Genomic DNA, 21,029 nt, shown 5'->3' on the forward strand with positions numbered 1-21,029 from the left:
CATAGCAATTCTTATATTTTTACTTATAGTTTTGTTTGATATGTCGAATTTTTATTGTATTTTTGTGCCACAAAAGAAATAGATAATGGCATATCAAAGATTGGATAAACTGGACAAACAGATTCTTCGTCTCATCGCTGGAGACGCAAGGATACCGTTCCTCGAGGTGGCTCGCGCATGCAATGTAAGCGGCGCCGCCATCCATCAGCGTATACAGAAGTTGACTAATCTGGGCATTCTCAAGGGCTCGCACTTTGTCATCGACCCTGAGAAAATAGGTTACGAAACATGTGCTTACATAGGTCTTAACCTCAAAAACCCGGAAAAGTTCGATTCCGTGGTGGAAGAGTTGAGGAAGATTCCGGAGGTAGTGGAATGCCACTATACCACCGGTGACTTTGACTTGTTTATTAAAATATACGCTTTCAACAACCATCATCTGCTCAACATCATCCACGACAAGTTGCAGCCGCTGGGCCTTTCACGCAGTGAGACAATAATTTCGTTCAACACGTCGATAGACCGCCAGCTGCCGATAGTTGACATTCCTGTCATTGACCAGGATGATATGATGGATCGGAATATCTGACACAGCATGCCGGCGTCAGTATGTTGATGCGTCGGCAGCGGTGTATTGGCACCACAGAACCCCGTTTGCTGCATTGCCGTCGGCTTCGTCTTGTTATGGCGGATGCCTTCACTCAATGCCGCAAACGGGATTTTCCTTGTTTCGTTGGCTGCGGGCTACGGTCGTGGCTTGGCTTTGCTGCGCCATGGCCGCGGCATCCGTGGCCGTTGGCTTCATGCTTTCTGCCTTTGCCTGTGGCCCAGTTGGCCTTTCACCGGCGGTGGTGTAGCGGTGGCGGAGGGGGTGTTGGCTTTCCCGGCGGCTTTGGTCTTCCGGGCTTCTTTGGTGGTTTGGGCTTCTTGTGATGCCTGTGGTGGTGACGCCCCTCATCCATTGAGTAATGGTAACGGTGGGGCGGCCGTGTTATGCATGACGCTGTGCTGAAGCACAATAGTGCCGCCAATGCAATGTAAGCTATGTGTCTCATCATAATCAAACAGTTTTTTTAATTATGACGGATGCTGCACTTGGCGGTTTAACCTGCACTTTTTAATCTATGGATTTTTAGCTTTTGGCTACCTGTGCAGGCGGTTTTCAAGACATTGCCAAAACCTTTTTGTCATTTGTTTGCATTTTTTTCATAGTCAACGAAAGCATAGTTGAACGCATGCTTCTCGTCGGCCTTGTGTTCTTCGCGTGCCACTTCATGCCACCCTTCGTATTCTGGGAAGAAGGCATCGGCCCCTTCCGGGCAGTCGTCGACCTCGGTAAGGCATAGGCGGTCGGCCATTTCCATGGCTTGCCCGTAGACACTTGCGCCACCTATTACGTACAGGTCTTCGTCAGGCTGGCAGTGGGCCAGGGCCTCGGCAAGCGACGCATAGCAGTCGCATCCGGGCAGATTGCTCACCGTTCGGCTCAGCACCACGTTGCGCCGGTTGGGCAACGCCCCCTTTGGAAGCGACATATAAGTGTTGCGCCCCATTATTATGGTGTGCCCGGTTGTCAGCGCCTTAAACCTCTTTAGGTCGTTGGGAAGCCAGTAAATCAGCTTGTTGTCTTTGCCTATGGCCCTGTTTCGGGCCACGGCGGCAATGATGTTTATTCTCATTTCAGTTCAGGTTGTATTGCGTTATACAGACACTTCGGCCTTTATATGCGGCCATGGGTCATAGCCTTCGAGGCGGAAGTCTTCGTAAGTGAAGTCGAATATGCTTTTGACATCGGGGTTGATTGCCATCCGTGGCAGCTTGCGCGGGGTGCGGGTAAGCTGGAGCCGTGCCTGGTCGAGGTGGTTAAGGTAGAGGTGTGTGTCGCCCGTGGTGTGGATAAACTCGCCCGGTTGCAGTCCCGTCACTTGCGCCATCATCTGCAGCAGCAGCGCGTATGAGGCGATGTTGAACGGAACTCCGAGGAAGGTGTCGGCCGAACGCTGGTACAGTTGCAGGCTCAGTCGCCCTTCGGCCACGTAGAATTGGAACATGGTATGGCAGGGAGGAAGGGCCATGCTGTCTACTTCGGCCACGTTCCATGCGCTCACTATCATGCGGCGAGAGTCGGGCGTGCGCCTGATTTGGTCGACAACGTTGGCTATCTGGTCTATCGTGCCCCCCTGGTAGTCGGGCCACGAGCGCCATTCATGGCCGTAGATGGGGCCGAGTTCGCCGTTTTCGTCGGCCCATTCGTCCCATATTCTCACCCCATGGTCGTGGAGGTATTTCACGTTTGTGTCGCCGCGCAGGAACCAAAGCAGTTCGTAGATGATTGACTTGAGGTGCAGTTTCTTTGTGGTGAGCAGCGGGAAGCCCTCTGCCATGTCTAATCTCATCTGGTGGCCGAACACACTCAGCGTTCCGGTGCCGGTGCGGTCGCTCTTGCGCGTGCCTTCGTTGAGGATGCGGTTGAGCAGTTCTAAGTATTGTTTCATTTCTGTTTGTATTGCTAAAATGATTATTCCCGGCACCCGTCATTCATCATGTCGGTGCATATCACGGCCGGTCGCGAGTCGTCGCCGGGCGCGTGCGAGCTTTTTATCCGCCACTCCTGCGGGTACAGGTTGTTGGCCCTTGGGCCAATGTTCTTGGCGAATCCCAGCGGCGCGCCGCCGTAGGTAACGAGCGTGAAGCCCCGTGGCGTGCCCTCTGGCAGTTGCAGCTGTTCCTTTCGGAGGTAGGCTATGGCCTGGCTGTATGGCAGTTCGGCGCGCGTGAACGCTCCGGGCCGCAGTGCGACAGACAGGGCGAGCGACTGTGCCGGGATGATGTCTCTGCCCTTTATGGTGCCTATGGTAACCCCGGCATGCACAATGCGCAGCGTGCGCGCCGCCGTCTCATAGTGGGCGGCCATGCCCTTGGGTATGGCGACTATGCTGTCGGCCGGCGTGAAGAAGTCGAAATCATCCGGCTTTTCTATCCATCCGTTGTACTCGGCCGCCCGGTTGCGGGCGCCCTGCCGGTTTTGCCTGCGGCGCGGCGGCGCGGCGGCAGGCAGCCTTTCGCCCCGTTTGCGCATCACGGCCATGAAGAGTCCTTCGCCCGTGGTGACGCCCGGGATGAACCGGTAGACCGGCCCGGCCAGGCAATCGGACAGCGACCCCGTGATGGCCCAGGCCGCATCGGTGGACACCGGCAGCAGTTCGGCCCCGAGACTGGAGCATATCCACGCCACGTTCTGCTCGTTTTCCTTGGCGTTGAACGTGCATGTAGAGTATATCAGCAGGCCTCCCGGGCGCAGGCACTGCCAGGCGTCGGCCACTATCTGGCGTTGCAGGGCGGCGCAACGATCCACGTTTTGAGGGCTCCACTCGCCTATGGCGCCCTCGTCTTTGCGGAACATGCCTTCGCCGGAGCATGGCACATCGCACAGCACCACGTCGAACTCCAGCCCCGAGCGGGCATAGTCGGCAGGCATGCTGTTGGTGACCACTACCTCGGGGCGCCCCCATTTCTGCATGTTCTCGGCCAGAATCTGGGCCCTTTGGCGCACAGGTTCGTTGCAAAACAGCACGCTTCCGTCGGGCAACGCGCCGAGGGCGGCCGTCGACTTGCCGCCCGGGGCTGCGCAAAGGTCGAGCATCAGCGAGGCATCGGCCACATGTTGGCTTATCACGTGGTGCAGGAACATCGACGACGCCTCCTGTACGTAATACCAGCCGGCATGGAGCAGGGGATCGAACGTGAAGGCGGGCCTGCCCTGCAGATACCATCCGTCGGTGCACCAGCCCACAGGCCGGGCACCATCGGGGCTTGCGTGGCACTTGGCCCTGTTGATGCGTATGCTCACAGGAGGCTCGTCGGCGAGCCCCCGCAGCAGCTTTCCGTAGAGCTCGTCGCCCATAAGGCTTCGGGTATATTGTGTAAATGAGTCGGGCAGAGTCATTGTTTGCTTGTTTGCGGATGCAAAATTAGAAAAAAAATCGCATCTTTGCAACTTCCGGGGGTGGCGATGCGTCAAACCGATGTAACATACAACAAAATACGATATATGAAGAAGTATCTCATAGCATTGGCAATGGCCGCATACACTTTGTGCGGCAATGCAGTCTCGGCGCAACCGTCCGCCGTGGCGCAGCATGTGAAGGTAAGCGTCACGCAGGCAGGCGACACCACCGGCATTGAGGCCTATTCGGACACTACTGCAGCCGACTCGGACTATGTGCCGCAGCAAGCCACCTACAGCGTGAACATGGATTCCGACAGCTTCGACAGCGCTTTGCGCGACATGATTGAAAGCAGTACCGACTTGTTCGGAGTGTTCTCCATATTGCTGCTGCTCTTTGTGCTGGCCCCCGCCGTCATTCTCGGCCTGCTGTTTTATTTCATCTACAAGATACGCAAGCAGAAAGTGAGGCTTGCCGAGATGGCCATGGAAAAGGGGCAGCCCATACCCGGCGGCATAATGCGTGAGGGCCTGGAGCCGGCCGAACAGGTTTGGCGCAATGGAATAAAGAATGTGTCGGTTGGCCTTGGCCTGTGCTGCCTGTTCGGGATAATGAATTTTGACCTTGGCATAGGCTTGGCTGTCCTCCTTACCTTCTATGGCGTGGGGCAGATGGTGATAGCCCGCACGTCGGCATCGAAGAAAGGGCGTGACTGCAGCGACGGAGACATGAACCCAACGCAAGACAACTGACCATGAGCCTGCAGCCCAATGACACATACCTTGTGGCCCGTGTGGCTGTGATGCACGACAAGAAGGCTTTCGACGCCCTTGTCTGCAAATACCAGTCGAGGCTCCGCCGTTTCTTCCTGAGCCAGACGCTGGGCGACAGCCAGCTCAGCGACGACCTGGCGCAAGACACGTTTGTCAAGGCGTATGTGGGCATATCGGGCTTCAGGGGCATGTCGTCGTTCTCTACCTGGCTGTTCAGGATAGCGTGGCGCGTGCTCTACGACTATGGCAGGACGCACAGGCCGACGGCCGACATCGACGGTTGTGCCGCCATGGCAGCCCGCGGCATCGAGCCCGACGGGGCGTTGGGGATGGATGTGTACGAGGCCCTGGCCCGGCTGAAACCGGCCGAGAGGGCTTGCGTTACGCTGCAACTGATTGACGGGCAGACCGTAGACAAGATTGCAAGCATCACCGGCATGCCGGCCAACACGGTGAAGTCGCACCTTAAGAGGGGAAAGGACAGGCTGGCGGATTATTTAAGACAGAATGGATATGACAAATAATGACGATAAGCTTTTAGAGAAATTCTTCAGCGAGGCGGCCCGCACGGAGATTGCCGACGGGGGGTTCAGCCGCAGGGTGATGCGCAGCCTGCCCGACCGCACGCTGCTGAAGGCCCGCCTGTGGACGGCTTTCTGCCTGGCATTGGGAGTGGTGATGGCTGTCGGTTTCCGTGTCTGGCACGAGGCGGCCGTGTGGCTTGCCGGAGCCGTGCGCACGATAATGGCGGCCGATTTGCAATGGCACCACGTGGCACACCTGCTTGTTGCCATGGCTGTGGTGATGGCCTTGCTAATCAAAGAGGTGATGGACAGGGAGCGCTCGTGGTGGTGACAGGCCGGCGGGGCGCATCCGGCAGAATCCGATAAGGCCCGTTCGGGCTTGCAAAACAGGCCGTTTTGCAAGCCCGAACGGGCCGTTTTGTGTTGTAATACGGGCCGTTTTGAAACCGCAGTCCGGCATTTTCCGTAAGTGGCTGGATGCCAAAGGAATAGCCGGTTGGATGATATGGCTTGCCCAAGTTGGGGCGGTGCGGCGCATTTGCTACTGAAACCGGATGGCCGGGGCATTTGTTCCAGACAGGGAGCACTGCTGCACCGATTGTTCTCGGCGGGCCCGCCGCCCTGACGCTGTTGCCGTCAAGGGTTGTGGCCGTGCGTAGGGCAGGCGGTTGCGGCGTGGCGTTTGTCCATTGCCGGTTTTGCTTCATGTGCCTACCACGGCGTCCATTCCGGCTCGGCCGGGGCCTGGTTTTCGGCCGGTTTGGGCTTTGGCGGGTTCTTCAGGTTGCCTTTTTCGTCGAACATGCCGTAGGTGGTGCGCAGCACGATGAACTCCGTGCGGCGGTTGAGCTGGTTGCATATCTCCTGCTCCTCGGGCTTCAGCTTCTTTATGAAGTCTTCGGTCAGCACGTCGCCCTCCTTCAGGAAGGTGTACGTCTCGGTCAGTTTCTTCCTTATGGTCTTCGGTTTCTCCTTGCCGTAGCCCACAGGCGAGAGCCTGTCGGCGGCTATGCCGTGCTCCACCAGGTAGTTTACCACGCTCTCGGCACGCTTCTGCGACAGCACCTTGTTGTATTCCACGGCACCGCGGTAGTCGCAGTGTGCGCTCAGCTCTATGGTGACGTTGGGGTTCTCGTTGAGCAGTTTTATCAGTTCGTCGAGCGCTTTGGTCGACTCGGGCCGCAGTGTGGCCTTGTCGAAGTCGTAGAATATGTTGTCTATCAGCACCGGGGCGGTGATTGAGGCCAGCGGGAACTGGAGCACATACTCGGTTGACTCGGTCACCGGTTCAACCCTCAACTGCTCCTTGTGGTTTAGGAATCCCTTGCATGTGCCGAGCAATACGTAGTCTACTCCCGGGCGTATCTCTTGTGTGAACGAGCCGTCGCCCTTGACGCTGAGCTTCAGGTTGGTGCCGTCGTTGCCCACCATGTAGACCACGGCTTGCGGCAGTTCGTAGCCTTCCTGCTCGTAAACCCATCCTTTCACCGTCTGTATTATCTCGGGATTGACGAAACTGTAGATGTGGTCCCAGCCCTTGGCGTCGCCTCGGTTCGACGAGAAGTATCCCCGGTTGTGCAGTCCCTCGAAGGTCATTCCGAAGTCGTCGCCCTGCGAGTTGAGCGGGTATCCCGGGTGCTCAATGTGCCACGTGCCCCCCACGGAGTCGGGCTTGGCTATGAATATGTCGAGGCCTCCCATGCCGGGATGCCCGTCGGACGAGAAATATAGGTCGCCGTTTGGCCTGAATGTCGGGAACATCTCGTCGCCCTCGGTGTTTATCGGCTCGCCCAGGTTTTCCACCCCGCCCACTCCGGCAGCCGTCAGCCTGACGCGCCAGATGTCGAGTCCGCCCATTCCTCCGGGCATGTCGCTCGTGAAGTAGAGCCATTCGCCGTCGGGCGACACGGCCGGGTGGGCGTAGCTCGACAGCGTGTCTTTGGTCAGTTCGAGCGTGGTCGACTTGCCCCACGACGCGTCGGAGCGCGTCGACGTGCATATTGTGGCGTATCGCGGGTATTGCGGGTCGGTGGTGCACTGCGTCAGGTACATCGTCTTGCCGTCGGGGCTGAATGAGCATGCGCCTTCGTCAAACTCCGAGTTCAGCTCGGTGTCTATGTCTTGCGGCTTGGTCCACTTGCCGTTCTCGTCTTTGGTCGACACGAAAATGTCGCCGTTCTTCGTGCCGGTGATGCCGCTCAGTTCGTCGCCTTTCACCTCGGTGCGCGTCGATGTGAAGTACAGCTGGTCGTTGTTGTCGCCCGCCAGCATCGGCGAGTAGTCGGCGCGGCGCGAGTTGAAGAAGTTTTCGCGCTTCACTGTGTACTGCGAGCCTTGCTCTTTCCATTCGGGTGCCATGCGCGCAGCTTTCAGCCCGTTGGCGGCGAGCCTGTTGCCGGGCAGGCTGTCGAGTGCGGCCTGGAAGTTTTTTGCCGCTTCCTTGTAGCTGCCCGCCTTCATTTGCTGTTGCGCCAGCCTCAGGTGCGTCATGCTGTCGGCTTGGTTGTAGCGTATGGCATTGTTGTATGCTGCTATTGCTCTTTGCGTGTAGTTGATGCGCCGGTAGCACTCGGCGAGCTTCAGTGCGCGCTGTCCGCGGGTTGCCCTCTCCTTCGGTGCGGTGGCAGAATATGCTTTCTTGTATTGGTTTGCGGCGTCGTAGTATTCGCCAAGCGCGAAAAACTTGTCGCCTTTCTTCATGTGTGAGTCTGCGCCACACCCCACAAGGAGTGTGGCCACGACAATGATTGATGCTATGGTCGATGTGTATCGCATGTCATTATAATAACGCAAATCGCGGCTTATTATTATAATGATGTGGCGAAATGGGCTTTTGGGGGCGGCAAAAACGGATTGCGGAGCAACGAAACAGCCCCGTCTGACGCATTGTGACAGACGGGGCTGTTGGTTGCTTAGGTCATTGTTGGGCAGGAGGCTTGGCCGCGAACGGCAGCCTGAAGGTGCACCCCTCTCTCCATCGGCTGCACCCGTAGGCTGTTTTCCCTTTTATTATCGTGCCTTTCCCGCACGTTGGGCAGGGGCGTCCGATGATGTTGTCGTCGGGCTTGAGGCCCGTTGTGGCTTTCTTCTGTGGGGCGGGCGCCTTGGGCTTCGGCGCCTGGGCCACCTTCGGGGCCATCTTTTTCTTCATGTCTTCGTCTGTCATTACGCTCACGCGGCGGTTGCTGTTGTCAGAGAGCACATCGTTGACGATGCTACCAATCTGCTGTTTCAGCTCCTCGATGAACTGCCCCGCGTCATATTTCTTGTGCTCGATGTCGCGCAGTTTCTTCTCCCAGATGCCCGTGAGTTCGCAACTTTTGAGCAGCTCTTCCTTTATCGTGTCAATCAGTTCCACACCTGTTGGCGTGGCAATGAGGTTTTTTCGTTCGCGCTTTATGTAGTGCCTCTTGAACAGTGTCTCTATTATCCCGGCCCGCGACGACGGCCTTCCGATGCCGTTTTCTTTCAGGGCGGCCCGCAGTTCCTCGTCTTCAACGAACTTGCCTGCCGTCTCCATTGCCCGTAGCAGTGTCGCCTCGGTGTAGAATTTTGGCGGTGTGGTCCACTTTTCGGCCAGGCTCGGCGTGTGAGGGCCGCTCTCGCCGGCAACAAACTGCGGCAGGGTGCGCTCCTCGTCGTCGGCTTTTGCGTCGTCGTCGCTGCCCGCTTGCACATCCTTGGCATAGACGCTGCGCCACCCTTCGTCGAGTATGGTCTTGCCGGTGGCCTTGAACTCGATGTCCTCGACCTTGCCCATGACGGTGGTCGTGGCGAACTTGCAGTCCGGGTAGAACACGCTTATGAAGCGTCTCGCCACAAGGTCGTAGACGTGGCGCTCCATGTCGGTGAGGTTGAGCGCCGCCACGCCCGTGGGAATGATGGCATGGTGGTCTGTCACCTTGGATGAGTCGAACACTTTCTTCGACTTTTTCAGCGGCTTGCCTGCCAGCGGCCGGGTGAGCGTCTCGTAGCCCCTCAGTCCCGATAGCGTGGCCGCGCATTTCGGATATATGTCGTCGCTGAGGTACTGAGTGTCCACACGGGGGTATGTTGTCAGCTTCTTTTCGTAGAGAGATTGTATTGTGTTGAGGGTCAGTTCGGCGCTCATGCCGAACTTTTTGTTGCAGTCTACCTGCAAAGACGTTAGGTCGTAGAGGTGAGGAGGGGCTTCGGTGCCGTTCTTTTTCTGTACGTCGGTCACGGTGAAAGGCTTTCCTGTTATGGTGGCCAGAAACTGTTCGCCTTCTTCTTTCACCGTGAACTTGCCCTTGGTTGCGCTGAACACCGTCTCCCTGTAGGTGGTAGACAGTATCCAATAAGGCTCGGGCTTGAAGTTCTCTATCTCTTTCTGTCTGTTGACTATGAGCGCGAGAGTGGGGGTTTGCACCCGTCCGATGCTCAGCACCTGGCGGTTCTGGCCATACTTGAGCGTGTAGAGGCGTGTTGCATTCATGCCGAGAATCCAGTCGCCGATGGCTCTGCTCAGCCCGGCGAGGTAGAGTGGCTGGTAGTCGGATTGGTCTTTGAGCGACCTGAAGCCCTCGGTTATGGCCTCATCTGTCATGGATGAGATCCAGAGGCGCTTGACAGGGCACGTGGCCTTGGCTTTCTGCATCACCCATCTCTGTATCAACTCACCCTCCTGGCCGGCATCCCCGCAGTTTATGATGCCGTCGGCAGCCTGCATCAGGCGCTCTATCACGGCGAACTGCCGTTGTATTCGCTGGTCGTCTATCAGCTTGATGCCGAAGCGTTTCGGTATCATTGGCAGGGCGCTGAGGCTCCAGTGCTTCCACAGGGGGGTGTAGTCGTTCGGTTCCTTGAGCGTGCACAGGTGGCCGAAAGTCCATGTCACCTGGTAGCCATTGCCCTCCATGTATCCTTCGTGGCCTGTCGTTGCCCCGAGGATTCGGGCAATGTCCTTGGCCACGCTTGGTTTCTCGGCTATGCAAACAATCATTGTCGTAATGTTGGATGTGGTGTGTTAGATGATGGGCCATGGCGTCTTGGCTGCCGATGGCGTTCGTGCCGTATGGCGCTATCGGTGTCGGCCGGGCCCGGTGGCATTGCCATTGTAAGGCACTACCGGCTTGGCTGTGCTGCGCTTCGAGCCTTCCGGCATGTCAGGAAGCCGCCTGGTAAATGGTGGTCATGGCTGTTTGCGGTCTTGGTTTGGATGGAAGACCGCTGTGGTTGGTGCCTGTCGGCGTTGCGTCAGTAGCCCCAGCTTTCGCCTACGAGTATGACTGTGTGGCGCTTGCCGGGCGAGTTGCGCAGGAAATGTATGTGGTTGCAGACGCATTCGGGCGAGTTGCAGTTGTGGCAAACCCCGTCTGTGTGGCACGGGGTCTTTATGTCGAAGCGCGCTGCATTGATGGGCGAGGCCGTCGACCTTGCCCTTGCCAGTGCGGCTTCGGCTGTCTGTGCCACTTTGTTCAGGCCGATTACGAATATCACGTGCTTAGGCCCGAACGTGATGGCGGCCACTCTGTTGCCGGTGCCATCGATGTTTACGATGACCCCATCCTCGCTAATGGCGTTGGCGCTTGACAGGTAGTAGTCGGCGGTGAAGGCCTTACGGTATATCTCTTGGGCTTCGTCACGGCTTGCGGCCAGGTCGCGATCCGTGACGTCAAGGCTGTTCCTGGCGTGCAGCGCGGCCGGTATCCCCATGTCGCGCAGCGTCATTGAGCCTCCCCAGGTGACGCTGCTGCCGTCTGGTATCAATTCAACGACCTTTGATACGGCCTCTTTTGCGGTCGGGCAATAGTATGCTGACATGTTGCGGCGCTCCAGATGGCGTATCAGGTGTTGTGCCAATCGTTCGTTTCTTGATTCTTTCGGTGTCATGTGTGTTGGGATTTTGCTGGCTGCAAAGTTACTAATAATATTCCGAACGTGCAAGTGTCAGGTGTATACAAAAAGGCATCGGCAGCCGCTTGGTGTGTGTCCTGCGCGGCTGCCGATGTCGTTCAATAAGCTTCGTCTTGGGCTATCTCCTTCTTGTCTATTTTCTTTTTGTCGATGGAATGCCATGCATAGAATATGTATGCGAGCACGAATGGTATGAAGATGCTCACTATCGCCATGGTGCGGAGTGTGAACTCACTGCTGCACGAGTTTGCAATGGTGAGCGAACTCTGCAGGTCGGCCGTCGACGGATAGTAGGCCGTGTCGTTCCATCCAGCGCAGAGCAGCAGCGAGCAGACCGTTATCACGACGCCGATGCCCGTCGGCCAGATGCCTTTGATGTATGTCTTGGACACTATTGTGCGCACTATGCCGACGAGGACGAGCACGATGCCCACCACGAGGGCGGCGGCCACGTACCACATCGTGACGAGGTTGTTGAGGTACTTCATCGGTTCCATCGATATGACCCCTGTTGCCGGGTCGGCCGCGAAGCCGCTCTTGAGCAGCGTGCGCAGCAGGAAAGCAACGAAGAGCAGCACAAACGGGGCGCTGGCTGTGACGAGCTGGCGGCGCGAGCGCGAGCGTATGGCCTCGTCGTTGACATTGTTGATGAAGTAAAGCAGCCCGAGCACGCGGGCGAGGAAGAACACCGCGAAGGCCAATACCAGGTTCCACGGGTCGAGCAGGGCGTCGAGTCCGTGGCTGGCGTTGGCCCAGCTGCTGATGATTGGAGTCGGGCCGGTCACCAGGTTGTTTTTCTCCACAATGAAGTTTGAGCCGTTGAAGAATGTTGCCACGGCTCCTCCGAGCAGCAGCGGGCCCACAATGCCGTTGATGACCAGGAACCACTGGAAGGTGCGTGTGCCGAGAAAGTTGCCCAGTTTGTTTTGAAACTCATAGCTGACTGCCTGCAGCACAAACGAGAAGAGTATTATCATCCACAGCCAGTAGGCCCCGCCGAAGCTGGTGCTGTAGAACAGCGGGAACGATGCGAAGAACGCTCCTCCGAATGTTACGAGCGTCGTGAATGTGAACTCCCACTTCCGTCCGGTCGAGTTGACCAGCAGGCGGCGTTCCTCGTCGGTCTGTCCGACAGAGAAAAGCAGTGAGTTGCCGCCCTGCACAAAGAGCAGGAAGACGAGTATGGCCCCAAGCAATGAGACGAGGAACCACCAGTATTGTTGCAAAAATTCGTATGACATGATGTTCAATTCATAATTAGTGATTCATTAATGGCTATTTGCCTTGCTTTTTCTCCTGTAAACATGAGTGTGCCTTAAGGGCGCCCCGGCTTGCCGTTGGCCGGCTGTTCAGCCATGCCTCAGGCCGTTGCCGCGGGCTTATGCCCGGCTTGCGTCACCCTTCGCTCGTCTCCGGCCCCTTCTTGATCTGCTTGCACAGGATGTTGATTTCAACGGCCAGCAGTGTTGTAAAGAGGGCGAGGAAGATGAAGAACGTCACCATCACGTTTGCCGATCCAATGTCGCTGACGCCCACCCATGTCGGCATCATGTCCTGGATGGCCCATGGCTGGCGGCCCATTTCGGCCACTATCCATCCCGATTCGCTGGCTATGTAGCCCAGGGGCAGCAGTGCCAGTCCGGCCAGGTGAATCCATCGCGTGCGGGCCAAGTCCTTGCGGTAGGCGAAGAACAGCACCACGGCGAAGAACAGGATGAACAGCATGCCGAGTCCTACCATTATCCTGAAGGCATAGAAGCACACAGGTATGAAGGGCACGGCCTCCGACTTGTCCTTCAGGTAGCCGTAACCGAAGTATCTCATGTTCGCCTGCAGGTCTTTGCTCAGCTCGTCGCGGCGCTGGGCTTCGGCTGTGGTCAGGCCGTCGGCCCGTTCCTTGGCCTTCAGTTCGCGATACTCTTTCAGGCCCAGTATGGCTGCCTGTCCTTGCCTTATCTTCTCGTCTACCGAGAGCGCCGTCTCGCCGTTGGGCAGCGTGTATCCGCCATTCAGCAGGTCGTTGACGCCAGGCACGAAGCCGTCGGCGTCGCGTGTGGCCAGTAACGACAGCATCTTGGGTATGCCGATGCGCATTGGCGGTTCGCCGCCTGCGGCATAGTCGGGCTGTGCGAAGGGGTTGATGAGCGCTATGGCCGTTAGGCTCTGGCTCTGCCCGCCGTCGTAGAGGGCCTCCATGGCAGCCAGTTTCATTGGCTGTGTCTTGGCCACGCTGTATGCCGAGCCGTCGCCCGTGAATGCAGCCAGCAGCGATGCCACGAGGCCAACGATGCCGCCTATCTTTATGCTCTCGATTGCCATGGCCTGGTGGCGGCGGCGCATGAGGTAATAGCAGCTTACGGCCACGGTGAACAGGGCGCCTATGATCCATGCCGATGTCACCGTGTGGCAGAACTTGTCGACGGCCATCGGCGACAGGGCCACGTCGACAAACGAGGTCATTTCGTTGCGCATGGTGTCAGGGTTGAACGTGCAGCCCACGGGGTATTGCATCCATGAGTTGGCCACCAGTATCCACCAGGCCGACAGTGTGGCCCCGATGCCCGTGAGCCATGTGGCTGCCAGGTGGAACCCGGCGGACACTTTCTTCCACCCGAAGAACATCACTGCCACGAAGGTCGACTCCATGAAGAAAGCCACGATGCCCTCGATGGCCAGCGGCGCGCCGAAGATGTCGCCCACGAACCATGAGTAGTTGCTCCAGTTGGTTCCGAACTCGAATTCAAGTATTATGCCCGTTGCGACGCCCATTGCGAAGTTTACGCCGAACAGCCGCTGCCAAAAGCGGGCCGTGTCGCGCCAGAAAGCACTGCGCGTGCGGTAGTAGCACGTCTCCATGATGCCCATGATGACGGCCAGGCCCAGCGTGAGTGGCACGAAGAGCCAGTGGTAGATGGCTGTCAGTGCGAACTGCGCCCTTGCCCAGTCGATGGCCGCTGCATCTACATTCATAAGGATGTTTGTCATATCGTTTTGTTTTTTGGGGTTATGTCTGGTTATCGCGATGCCTCAGGGCCGGCGCCCCTGGTTATCATTTCGGTTGCCACGAAGTCGGCTTCGCCGCCCTTCTCAGTCTTCGTCTTGAGGAAGTCGGGGAAGAAGAACACCTTGAGCACGGCGAAGATGATAAACAGTTTTATCAGTATCACCGTCCAAAGCGTCTTGCCAATCGTCATGTTTCGGAACCCGTCGGCATACAAGTCATATATTCGGTATATGAGGCTTTGCTTGTTCATATCGGTATTGTTTATTTTGCAAATTTACATATTTATTTTCATAACGCCGTCTTTTTATGCCTGATTTTTTTGTCGGCAATGTAAAAACAGTTTACGGTTGGCTTGCTTGTGGTTTTCGATTTGTAACATATTGTGGCCCAGATGGTTGCATCACACCTGCCGTTTTGCATTCCGAAACGGCCGTTGCGGGTGTGCCGAACGGCCGTTTCCGTGGTGCGAAACGGGCCATGTTGCAATGCCAAACGTGCCTTATGGCAATGCGTGTAAGGAAATCCGACAGTGCCAAAGTGCACCGGCACCACATCCGGCCGCCACGTGCAGCGTCGCCTTCCCGTTGCCGCGGCTGTAGGCAGAGGCTTTCCTCATGGTGCAGCCCCACATCTCCGGGGGTGTGCTAAATTTGTTCTTTTTTTCCGTAATAATCTTAAATTTGCTTCCGTTTGCTCAATGCCGCGCCCTTTTCTTTTGCCGTTTCGTTCTAAAACTTTAACTTTGCATCTGTTTAAAAGTAAATAAGTATATGAACAAGAAATTGTTGATACCACTCATCGTGGTTATCGTTTTGCTATTGGGTGGCGTTACATATCTTGCAATTGGGCTGACCCATCAGCGTCAGGTGAACAAGGACATGCAGGAACTGGCAGACCTTGACAAGAAGGAAATGGAGAATGAGTATGAGCAATTCGCCCGCCAGTATAGCGAGATGAAGACGCAAATAAACAACGATTCGATAGTCGCGCAGCTCACTCAAGAGCAGCTCAAGACGCAAAGGCTGCTCGAGGAGCTCCGCCAGGTGAAGAGTACCGATGCCCGCGAGATAGCACGTCTCAAGAAGGAACTGGCCACGGTGCGTGCCGTGTTGCGCAGCTACGTGCTTGAGATCGACTCGCTCAACCGCCTTAACCAGAACCTCAGGGAGGAGAACAGCCGCGTAAAGGGCCAGTATAACGAGGCCACACGCCAGATAGCCGGGCTCAGCAGCGAGAAGGCTTCGCTGTCGGAGAAGGTGGCCATTGCCGCCCAGCTCGATGCCACGGGTATCAACATGATAGCCAAGAAGAAAAACGGCAAGGCCGTGAAACGCATAAAGGACTGCAAGTCTATAGAGGTGTCGTTCCGCATCACGCGCAACGTCACTGCCACCAACGGCGTGCGCACGTTCTACGTCCGCATAACCACGCCCACCGGCGACGTGCTCGGTGGGGGCGGTACGTTTGCATACGAGAACCGCGACATAGAGTGCTCTATGAAGAAAAGCGTGGAGTACACCGGCGAGGAGACCCCGGTCACCATGTACAGGGCGGTTGAGGAGTTCTTGAGCAAGGGCACTTACACCGTCAGCGTCTTTGCCGATGGCAACATGATAGGCTCGCGGAGCTTTACGTTCAGCAAGTAAACGTTTTTAATTTCCAGTCATTATGAAAGGTATCGTTTGGCTCTTGCTGTTGTCAGGGGCGGTGCCGTCGTCAGCCGTAACGCATGTGCTGAGCCTCGACAGTTGCCGGGCCATGGCATTGCGCAACAACAAGCAGCTGGCTGTCTCTGAGCTGCAGCGCGATGTGGCCACCAACATGAGGAAGTCGGCCCGCACGAAGTACCTGCCGCACGTCAGCGCGGTGGGCAGCTACATGTACAACAGCAGGGAGCTGTCAATACTCAACGACAGGCAGAAAGGGGCTCTTTCGGGGATAGGCACCACGGCCACCTCGGGGCTGGCGGGCTCGCTCCAGGGATTTGGCGAGGGGCTCACCGATGCCCAGAAGGCTGCTCTCGACGAGGCGCTGAAGGTGTTTGGCACCACCACCGACCAGGCCCTGGGCAACATCGGGGCCCAAGTGACCGGCCTGGCGTCGGCACTCAACGCCGAAGGGCAGAAGGTGGTTGACGCCTTCCGCACCGATACCCGCAACATATTCGCCGGCTCGGTCATGGTAACACAGCCGATATTCATGGGCGGGAGCATCGTGGCCATGAACAAGATGGCCCGCCTCGGCGAGCAGATGGCGGCCAACGGCATCGACGCCAAGCGCCAGCAGACGCTCTTCGACGTCGACAATGCCTATTGGACCATAGTATCTCTGAAGAACAAGAAGCGCCTGGCAGAGAGCTACCTGAAGTTGGTGGGCCGGCTCGACAGCGACGTTCAGAAGATGATACGCGAAGGGGTGGCCACCCGCTCCGAGGGCCTCAGCGTGAAGGTGAGGCTCAACGAAGCCGAGATGTCGCTGACTCAGGTCAACGACGGGCTCGTGCTGGCACGGATGTTGCTATGCCAGATATGTGGCTTGCCGCTCGATACCGACATCGCCTTGGCCGACGAAGACTCCGGCAGTCTGCCCACCGCCGACGCAACGGTGTACGGAAGCCATTCAGACGCGGTTAACAACAGGCCCGAACTGCAGATGCTCCAGAACGCCGTCGACATAAGCAAGCAGGCCACAAACCTGCTCAAGGCAGGCAACCTGCCTCAGGTTGCGCTCATCGGAGGCTATTCGTTCAGCAACCCCAACGTGTTCAACGGGTTTCAAAACAAGTTCGGAGGCGTTTGGAGCGTAGGCGTATTGGTGCGCGTGCCCATCTGGAACTGGGGCGATGTGGCCTATAAGGTGAGGGCCGCAAAGGGCGCCACAGCCATGGCCAACCTCGAGTTGGCAGAGGCGCGCGAGGGAGTCGAGTTGCAAGTAAGCCAGAGTTCGTTCAAGCTTTCGGAAGCCGGCAAGAAGCTGACCATGGCCAAGGCCAGTGCCGAACAGGCCGAGGAAAACCTGCGCAGCGCCAACCTGGGCTTCCGCGAAGGTGTGATTCAGAGCACAACGGTGATGGAGGCACAGACCGCCTGGCTCAAGGCGCAGTCGCAAAAGATAGACGCAGAAATAGAAGTTAAACTAAGCCAAGTCAACCTGAAGAAGGCCCTTGGAACATTAGACGATTGATTATGTCAGCAAAATCACAACATAACAACATCCTGCTTGCCGTCGCCGGGTTTGCGGCAGTGGTCGTAGTGGTTGCCTTGATAGGCTTTTTTGCCCTCGGGCGTGAGCCGGAGCTCATACAGGGGCAGGTGGAAGTGACAGAATACCGGGTGTCGAGCAAGGTGCCGGGGCGCATCCTCGAGCTTCGGGTAAAGGAGGGCGACTATGTCAGGAAGGGCGACACGCTGGCCATTCTCGACGCGCCCGACGTGCAGGCCAAGCTTGCCCAGGCTCGCAGTGCCGAGGATGCGGCTGCCGCCATGGACGAGATGGCGCGCAGCGGCGCCCGCGCCGAGCAGGTGAGGGGAGCCTTCCAGGTGTTGCAGCAGGCCAAGGCAGGCCTCGACATCGCCCGCAAGTCATACGGGCGGGTGCAGCGTCTGTACGACGAAGGGGTCATGACAGAGCAGAAGCGCGACGAGGCCTTTGCCAATTTCAAGGCCATGGAGGCCCAGGTAAAGGCCGCCCAGAGCCAGTATGACATGGCCCGCAACGGTGCGCGGCGCGAAGAAAAGATGGCCGCAGCCGCCCAGGTGAACCGTGCCAAGGGCGCGGTGGCCGAGGTGAGCTCATATATCAACGAGACCGTCCAGGTGGCACAGATGGACGGTGAGGTCAGCGAGATCTACCCGAAGGTGGGCGAGCTCGTCGGCACGGGCGCCCCGATAATGTCGATATCGGTAATGACCGACATGTGGGGCACGTTCAATGTGCGTGAAGACCAGTTGAGCGGGCTTGCCGTCGGCAAGACTTTCAATGCCTATGTGCCGGCGTTCGGCAAGGACATAAGCATGAAAGTGTATTATATGAAGGACGAGGGAAGCTATGCCGTATGGAAGGCAACAAAGGCCAACGGGCAGTTTGACTTGAAGACATTCGAGGTCAAGGCGCGTCCGGTTGGGCAGGTTGAAGGGCTTCGTCCGGGCATGTCGTTGGTAGTAAAAGAAAAATGATATAAGTCGGTGCGGTTAAAAGAGTGTCTCAGCCAAGTCGCGCGTATAGCGTGGCGCGAATGTTGCATACTGCGCAAAAACCCCATCTACTGGTTTTGCATGGTTGTGTTCCCGCTTCTGGTGATGTTTTTTTTCACATCCATGATGCAGGAGGGGCAGCCCACCGACATGCCTGTCGGTGTGGTAGACCACGACCATTCGTCGCTAAGCCGGCAGCTTGTGCGCCGGCTCGACGCCTTCCAGACCAGCCATGTTGTGGCCGTCTACCCCACAGTGCGCGATGCTCGCAAGGCCGTCCAGTCAGGTGAGATATACGCATTCCTGTACATTCCCGAAGGCACTTCCGACAAGTTGCTGGCCCAGCGGCGCCCAACAGTGTCGTTTTACTACAACATGGCCTACTACGCGGCGGGCACTTTGCTCTACCGCGACCTTACCACCATAACCACGCTCGGCTCCGCTTCGGTGGGCATGGCAACGCTCCAGGCCAAGGGTGTGCCCCCCGCGCAGGTACAGTCGTTCCTCCAGCCCATAGTAATCGACCTACACCAGATATCCAATCCGTGGACAAACTATAACATATACCTCAGCACCGTGCTCGTGCCCGGCGTCATCATGCTGTTCATATTCCTCATAACGGCATATTCATTGGGCACAGAGCTTAAGTTCAAGCGCTCACGCCAGTGGCTTTCGATGGCCGACGGCAACATCGTGGTGGCGCTTGCCGGCAAGATGCTGCCGCAGACACTGATATTCCTCGCCATAGTCTACGGATACATGTACTATGTCTTCGGGGTGCTCGGCTTTCCCCATCCGGGTGGCACCATGCGCATAGCCATGCTCGGGTTGGCCACGGTCTTGTCGTCGCAAGGGTTCGGAATATTCGCCTTCGGGCTCATGCCATCGTTGCGTATGTCGATGAGTGTGTGCTCGCTTTGGGCCGTGCTGAGCTTCTCGATGGCCGGTTCGGCATTTCCGGTGATGGGCATGGACTCCGCCTTGGAGTCTCTTTCGTGGCTCTTCCCGTTGCGCCATTACTTCATGGTTTACCAGATTACGGTGTTCAACGGTTACGAAATGCTCGACGCATGGTTCCACATAGCGGCGTTGGTGGCCTTTGCCTTGTTGCCGATAATGGTGTTGCGCAAGATACGCAACGCCATGCTTACATACGTATATATTCCTTGACGTGATGAGAGAAGACGGAATCATAAACAAGATACGCGGCGGAGTGGTCGACGCCTGCCGCATTTGGGCGGAAGAGATGAGGCAGACCGTCCGCGACGAAGGTGTGCTTATATTTTTCATCCTCGTGCCCTTGCTTTATCCGTTGCTTTACTCCTGGATATACAACAATGAGGTAGTGCGCGATGTGCCGGTGGTCGTTGTCGACAACTCACGCACGGCCATGAGCCGTGAGTTCGTGCGACATTGCGACGCTTCGCCCGATGTGCGGGTGCTGTGCTACGCATCCGACATGGACGAGGCCCGCGCGCTGCTCAGCCGTCAGGTGGTGAAAGGCATTTATTACCTGCCGTCTGATTTCTCGACGCGGCTCAACCGCATGGAGCAGACGGCCGTCAGCGTATACTGCGACATGAGCCTCATGCTCACCTACAAGGCCGTTTACCAGACGGCCATGAGCGTTGCCCTCGACATGAACAGCCAGTTGCAGGTGAAGGTGGCGGGCAACACGACCGACCGTGAAGACCTTGTCACCACGAGCCCGATGGCCGTGACGCCCGTGCCAATGTTCAATCCGTCGGGCGGTTACGGCTCGTTCATACTGCCGGCGGTGCTCATGCTCATACTGCAGCAGACGCTCGTGCTGGGCATAGGCCTGTCGGCCGGCACCGCCCGCGAGCGCAATCGTTACCAAGACCTTATTCCCTTCAGCCGCAGCTACCAGGGAATGTTCCGCATTGTCATGGGCAAGGCCATGTGTTATTTCATGATTTACGCCGTGCTGGGCTCCTACCTGTCGATGATAGTGCCCCGCCTGTTCCATTTCGTTGTGCTGGCCGAGCCCTCGGTGCTGCTCGCCATAATGCTGCCATATATATTTGCGAGCATCTTTTTCGGCATGGCCGTGTCGTGCATGGTGCGCTACCGTGAGAACGTAATGCTGCTGGTGGTCTTCGCTTCCGTGCCGTTGCTGTTTCTCTCGGGCGTGTCTTGGCCGCAGAGCAACATGCCGTGGTATTGGGAATGCTTCTCGTGGCTGTTTCCTTCAACCTTCGGCATCAGGGCTTACGTGCGTGTCAACACCCTCGGGGCGTCGCTTTACGATGTGGCCTTCGAGTATAGGGCCTTGTGGGTGCAGGCTGCTGCCTACTTCCTGCTGGCCTGCCTGGTGTACCGTCACCAGATAATACAGTCGCGCCGCCATGCACTCGACAGGCTCGACTACATCCGCCGGCGCCGCGAGGTGAAGCGCCGCTTGCGTGAGCGCGCGGCCCGCAAGTGACTGCAGTCTGCCCCGCAGCCGCCCGGCACCGGGCTTATGGCGCGCAGGCGTGAGTGATTTTGCGGCATTGCTTTTGTAAAAAAATTATGCCGCATTTGCCATTTTTCATAACTATCTGACAGCCAGCGGTTTGCCAAACACGCCGTTTTGTGCTGCCAAACGGGCCTTTCCGCATTGCCGTATGGGCCGTTTTGCAGGCCGTCATGGCCCGTTTTGCGCAGCGTTTCCACAGGCGTGGCTTAATGACGGGTGGAATGTTGAA

Annotated in this window: 18 protein-coding genes; 9 read left to right on the top strand and 9 right to left on the bottom strand. The window is 57.3% G+C overall.

Translation table 11 applies throughout. The features are described 5' to 3' along the window. Positions 1 to 85 precede the first annotated feature (85 nt). Positions 86 to 589, top strand: coding sequence for an Lrp/AsnC family transcriptional regulator (locus M3089_RS04475; RefSeq protein WP_249081955.1), 504 nt, complete (start codon positions 86 to 88; stop codon positions 587 to 589). Positions 590 to 1,187: 598 nt separating this feature from the next. On the opposite strand, the gene M3089_RS04480 is transcribed toward M3089_RS04475, so the two are convergent. From M3089_RS04480 to M3089_RS04490, 3 genes are read right to left on the bottom strand one after another with little or no spacing between them, the layout of a single operon-like run. Continuing rightward, positions 1,188 to 1,679: a dihydrofolate reductase gene (locus M3089_RS04480; RefSeq protein ID WP_249081957.1), complete on the bottom strand. Its 492-nt coding sequence runs from the start codon at positions 1,677 to 1,679 to the stop codon at positions 1,188 to 1,190. Positions 1,680 to 1,700: 21 nt separating this feature from the next. After that, entirely contained in the window at positions 1,701 to 2,495 is a 795-nt protein-coding gene (locus M3089_RS04485) for a thymidylate synthase (RefSeq protein WP_249081959.1), read from the bottom strand. A gap of 23 nt (positions 2,496 to 2,518) precedes the next feature. Beyond that, complete coding sequence (locus M3089_RS04490) at positions 2,519 to 3,946, bottom strand: methyltransferase RsmF C-terminal domain-like protein (RefSeq protein WP_249081962.1); 1,428 nt, start codon at positions 3,944 to 3,946, stop codon at positions 2,519 to 2,521. A 105-nt stretch (positions 3,947 to 4,051) separates the two neighbouring features. On the opposite strand from M3089_RS04490, the gene M3089_RS04495 reads away from it, so the two are divergent. Genes M3089_RS04495 through M3089_RS04505 form a run of 3 tightly spaced genes read left to right on the top strand, consistent with a single transcriptional unit; the run spans position 4,052 to position 5,575 of the window. After that, a complete protein-coding gene (locus M3089_RS04495) occupies positions 4,052 to 4,699 on the top strand; it encodes a DUF6249 domain-containing protein (protein ID WP_249081964.1) in 648 nt (215 codons plus the stop codon). Positions 4,700 to 4,701: 2 nt separating this feature from the next. Then, the gene (locus M3089_RS04500; protein WP_249081965.1) at positions 4,702 to 5,244 is read left to right on the top strand and encodes an RNA polymerase sigma factor; all 543 of its coding nucleotides are present in this window, start codon (positions 4,702 to 4,704) and stop codon (positions 5,242 to 5,244) included. Continuing rightward, the gene (locus tag M3089_RS04505; RefSeq protein WP_249081966.1) at positions 5,234 to 5,575 is read left to right on the top strand and encodes a DUF5056 domain-containing protein; all 342 of its coding nucleotides are present in this window, start codon (positions 5,234 to 5,236) and stop codon (positions 5,573 to 5,575) included. The genes M3089_RS04500 and M3089_RS04505 overlap by 11 nt, the downstream gene beginning before the upstream one ends. Positions 5,576 to 5,955: 380 nt before the next feature. Here M3089_RS04505 and porE read toward each other — a convergent pair whose 3' ends face one another. The 6 genes from porE to M3089_RS04535 all read right to left on the bottom strand — a co-directional run bounded on the left by porE (position 5,956) and on the right by M3089_RS04535 (position 14,375). Beyond that, positions 5,956 to 8,019, bottom strand: coding sequence for a PorE family type IX secretion system protein (gene porE, locus M3089_RS04510; protein ID WP_205108650.1), 2,064 nt, complete (start codon positions 8,017 to 8,019; stop codon positions 5,956 to 5,958). 142 nt (positions 8,020 to 8,161) lie between these two features. Next, positions 8,162 to 10,207 (bottom strand): DNA topoisomerase 3, encoded by a 2,046-nt coding sequence (locus M3089_RS04515; RefSeq protein WP_249081967.1) that lies wholly within the window; start codon positions 10,205 to 10,207, stop codon positions 8,162 to 8,164. Between the two features lie 254 nt (positions 10,208 to 10,461). Continuing rightward, the gene (locus tag M3089_RS04520) at positions 10,462 to 11,097 is read right to left on the bottom strand and encodes a lactate utilization protein (protein ID WP_249081968.1); all 636 of its coding nucleotides are present in this window, start codon (positions 11,095 to 11,097) and stop codon (positions 10,462 to 10,464) included. A 122-nt stretch (positions 11,098 to 11,219) separates the two neighbouring features. Continuing rightward, positions 11,220 to 12,362, bottom strand: coding sequence for a cytochrome d ubiquinol oxidase subunit II (locus tag M3089_RS04525; protein ID WP_205108559.1), 1,143 nt, complete (start codon positions 12,360 to 12,362; stop codon positions 11,220 to 11,222). Between the two features lie 154 nt (positions 12,363 to 12,516). Beyond that, positions 12,517 to 14,106 (bottom strand): cytochrome ubiquinol oxidase subunit I, encoded by a 1,590-nt coding sequence (locus M3089_RS04530; RefSeq protein ID WP_205108560.1) that lies wholly within the window; start codon positions 14,104 to 14,106, stop codon positions 12,517 to 12,519. A gap of 29 nt (positions 14,107 to 14,135) precedes the next feature. After that, on the bottom strand, positions 14,136 to 14,375 hold the full coding sequence (locus M3089_RS04535) for a DUF4492 domain-containing protein (RefSeq protein WP_249081969.1): 240 nt from the start codon (positions 14,373 to 14,375) through the stop codon (positions 14,136 to 14,138). Between the two features lie 520 nt (positions 14,376 to 14,895). On the opposite strand from M3089_RS04535, the gene M3089_RS04540 reads away from it, so the two are divergent. The 5 genes from M3089_RS04540 (at position 14,896) to M3089_RS04560 (ending at position 20,767) form a co-directional block, all read left to right on the top strand. Next, on the top strand, positions 14,896 to 15,771 hold the full coding sequence (locus M3089_RS04540; protein ID WP_249081971.1) for a hypothetical protein: 876 nt from the start codon (positions 14,896 to 14,898) through the stop codon (positions 15,769 to 15,771). A 22-nt stretch (positions 15,772 to 15,793) separates the two neighbouring features. Beyond that, positions 15,794 to 17,308 carry a TolC family protein gene (locus M3089_RS04545; RefSeq protein WP_249081972.1) on the top strand — a complete coding sequence of 505 codons (1,515 nt, stop codon included), beginning with the start codon at positions 15,794 to 15,796 and terminating at the stop codon, positions 17,306 to 17,308. A gap of 2 nt (positions 17,309 to 17,310) precedes the next feature. After that, entirely contained in the window at positions 17,311 to 18,300 is a 990-nt protein-coding gene (locus M3089_RS04550) for an HlyD family secretion protein (protein WP_249081975.1), read from the top strand. Positions 18,301 to 18,399: 99 nt separating this feature from the next. Then, positions 18,400 to 19,488 (top strand): ABC transporter permease, encoded by a 1,089-nt coding sequence (locus M3089_RS04555; protein ID WP_249081977.1) that lies wholly within the window; start codon positions 18,400 to 18,402, stop codon positions 19,486 to 19,488. A gap of 4 nt (positions 19,489 to 19,492) precedes the next feature. Then, a complete protein-coding gene (locus M3089_RS04560; RefSeq protein ID WP_249081979.1) occupies positions 19,493 to 20,767 on the top strand; it encodes an ABC transporter permease in 1,275 nt (424 codons plus the stop codon). Positions 20,768 to 21,029 lie beyond the last annotated feature (262 nt).

Source organism: Marseilla massiliensis (genome assembly GCF_023336985.1).
GTDB lineage: Bacteria > Bacteroidota > Bacteroidia > Bacteroidales > Bacteroidaceae > Prevotella > Prevotella intestinigallinarum.

What these genes read in the sequence shown, in the direction of transcription:
- M3089_RS04545 (WP_249081972.1), top strand. Translation starts at nt 15,794, where the DNA reads ATGAAAGGTATCGTTTGGCTCTTGCTGTTGTCAGGGGCGGTGCCGTCG.
- M3089_RS04505 (WP_249081966.1), top strand. Translation starts at nt 5,234, where the DNA reads ATGACAAATAATGACGATAAGCTTTTAGAGAAATTCTTCAGCGAGGCG.
- M3089_RS04495 (WP_249081964.1), top strand. Translation starts at nt 4,052, where the DNA reads ATGAAGAAGTATCTCATAGCATTGGCAATGGCCGCATACACTTTGTGC.
- M3089_RS04515 (WP_249081967.1), bottom strand. Translation starts at nt 10,207, where the DNA reads ATGATTGTTTGCATAGCCGAGAAACCAAGCGTGGCCAAGGACATTGCC.
- M3089_RS04485 (WP_249081959.1), bottom strand. Translation starts at nt 2,495, where the DNA reads ATGAAACAATACTTAGAACTGCTCAACCGCATCCTCAACGAAGGCACG.
- M3089_RS04540 (WP_249081971.1), top strand. Translation starts at nt 14,896, where the DNA reads ATGAACAAGAAATTGTTGATACCACTCATCGTGGTTATCGTTTTGCTA.
- M3089_RS04555 (WP_249081977.1), top strand. Translation starts at nt 18,400, where the DNA reads ATGGTTGTGTTCCCGCTTCTGGTGATGTTTTTTTTCACATCCATGATG.
- M3089_RS04520 (WP_249081968.1), bottom strand. Translation starts at nt 11,097, where the DNA reads ATGACACCGAAAGAATCAAGAAACGAACGATTGGCACAACACCTGATA.
- porE (WP_205108650.1), bottom strand. Translation starts at nt 8,019, where the DNA reads ATGCGATACACATCGACCATAGCATCAATCATTGTCGTGGCCACACTC.
- M3089_RS04560 (WP_249081979.1), top strand. Translation starts at nt 19,493, where the DNA reads ATGAGAGAAGACGGAATCATAAACAAGATACGCGGCGGAGTGGTCGAC.
- M3089_RS04525 (WP_205108559.1), bottom strand. Translation starts at nt 12,362, where the DNA reads ATGTCATACGAATTTTTGCAACAATACTGGTGGTTCCTCGTCTCATTG.
- M3089_RS04535 (WP_249081969.1), bottom strand. Translation starts at nt 14,375, where the DNA reads ATGAACAAGCAAAGCCTCATATACCGAATATATGACTTGTATGCCGAC.
- M3089_RS04550 (WP_249081975.1), top strand. Translation starts at nt 17,311, where the DNA reads ATGTCAGCAAAATCACAACATAACAACATCCTGCTTGCCGTCGCCGGG.
- M3089_RS04480 (WP_249081957.1), bottom strand. Translation starts at nt 1,679, where the DNA reads ATGAGAATAAACATCATTGCCGCCGTGGCCCGAAACAGGGCCATAGGC.
- M3089_RS04475 (WP_249081955.1), top strand. Translation starts at nt 86, where the DNA reads ATGGCATATCAAAGATTGGATAAACTGGACAAACAGATTCTTCGTCTC.
- M3089_RS04500 (WP_249081965.1), top strand. Translation starts at nt 4,702, where the DNA reads ATGAGCCTGCAGCCCAATGACACATACCTTGTGGCCCGTGTGGCTGTG.
- M3089_RS04490 (WP_249081962.1), bottom strand. Translation starts at nt 3,946, where the DNA reads ATGACTCTGCCCGACTCATTTACACAATATACCCGAAGCCTTATGGGC.
- M3089_RS04530 (WP_205108560.1), bottom strand. Translation starts at nt 14,106, where the DNA reads ATGACAAACATCCTTATGAATGTAGATGCAGCGGCCATCGACTGGGCA.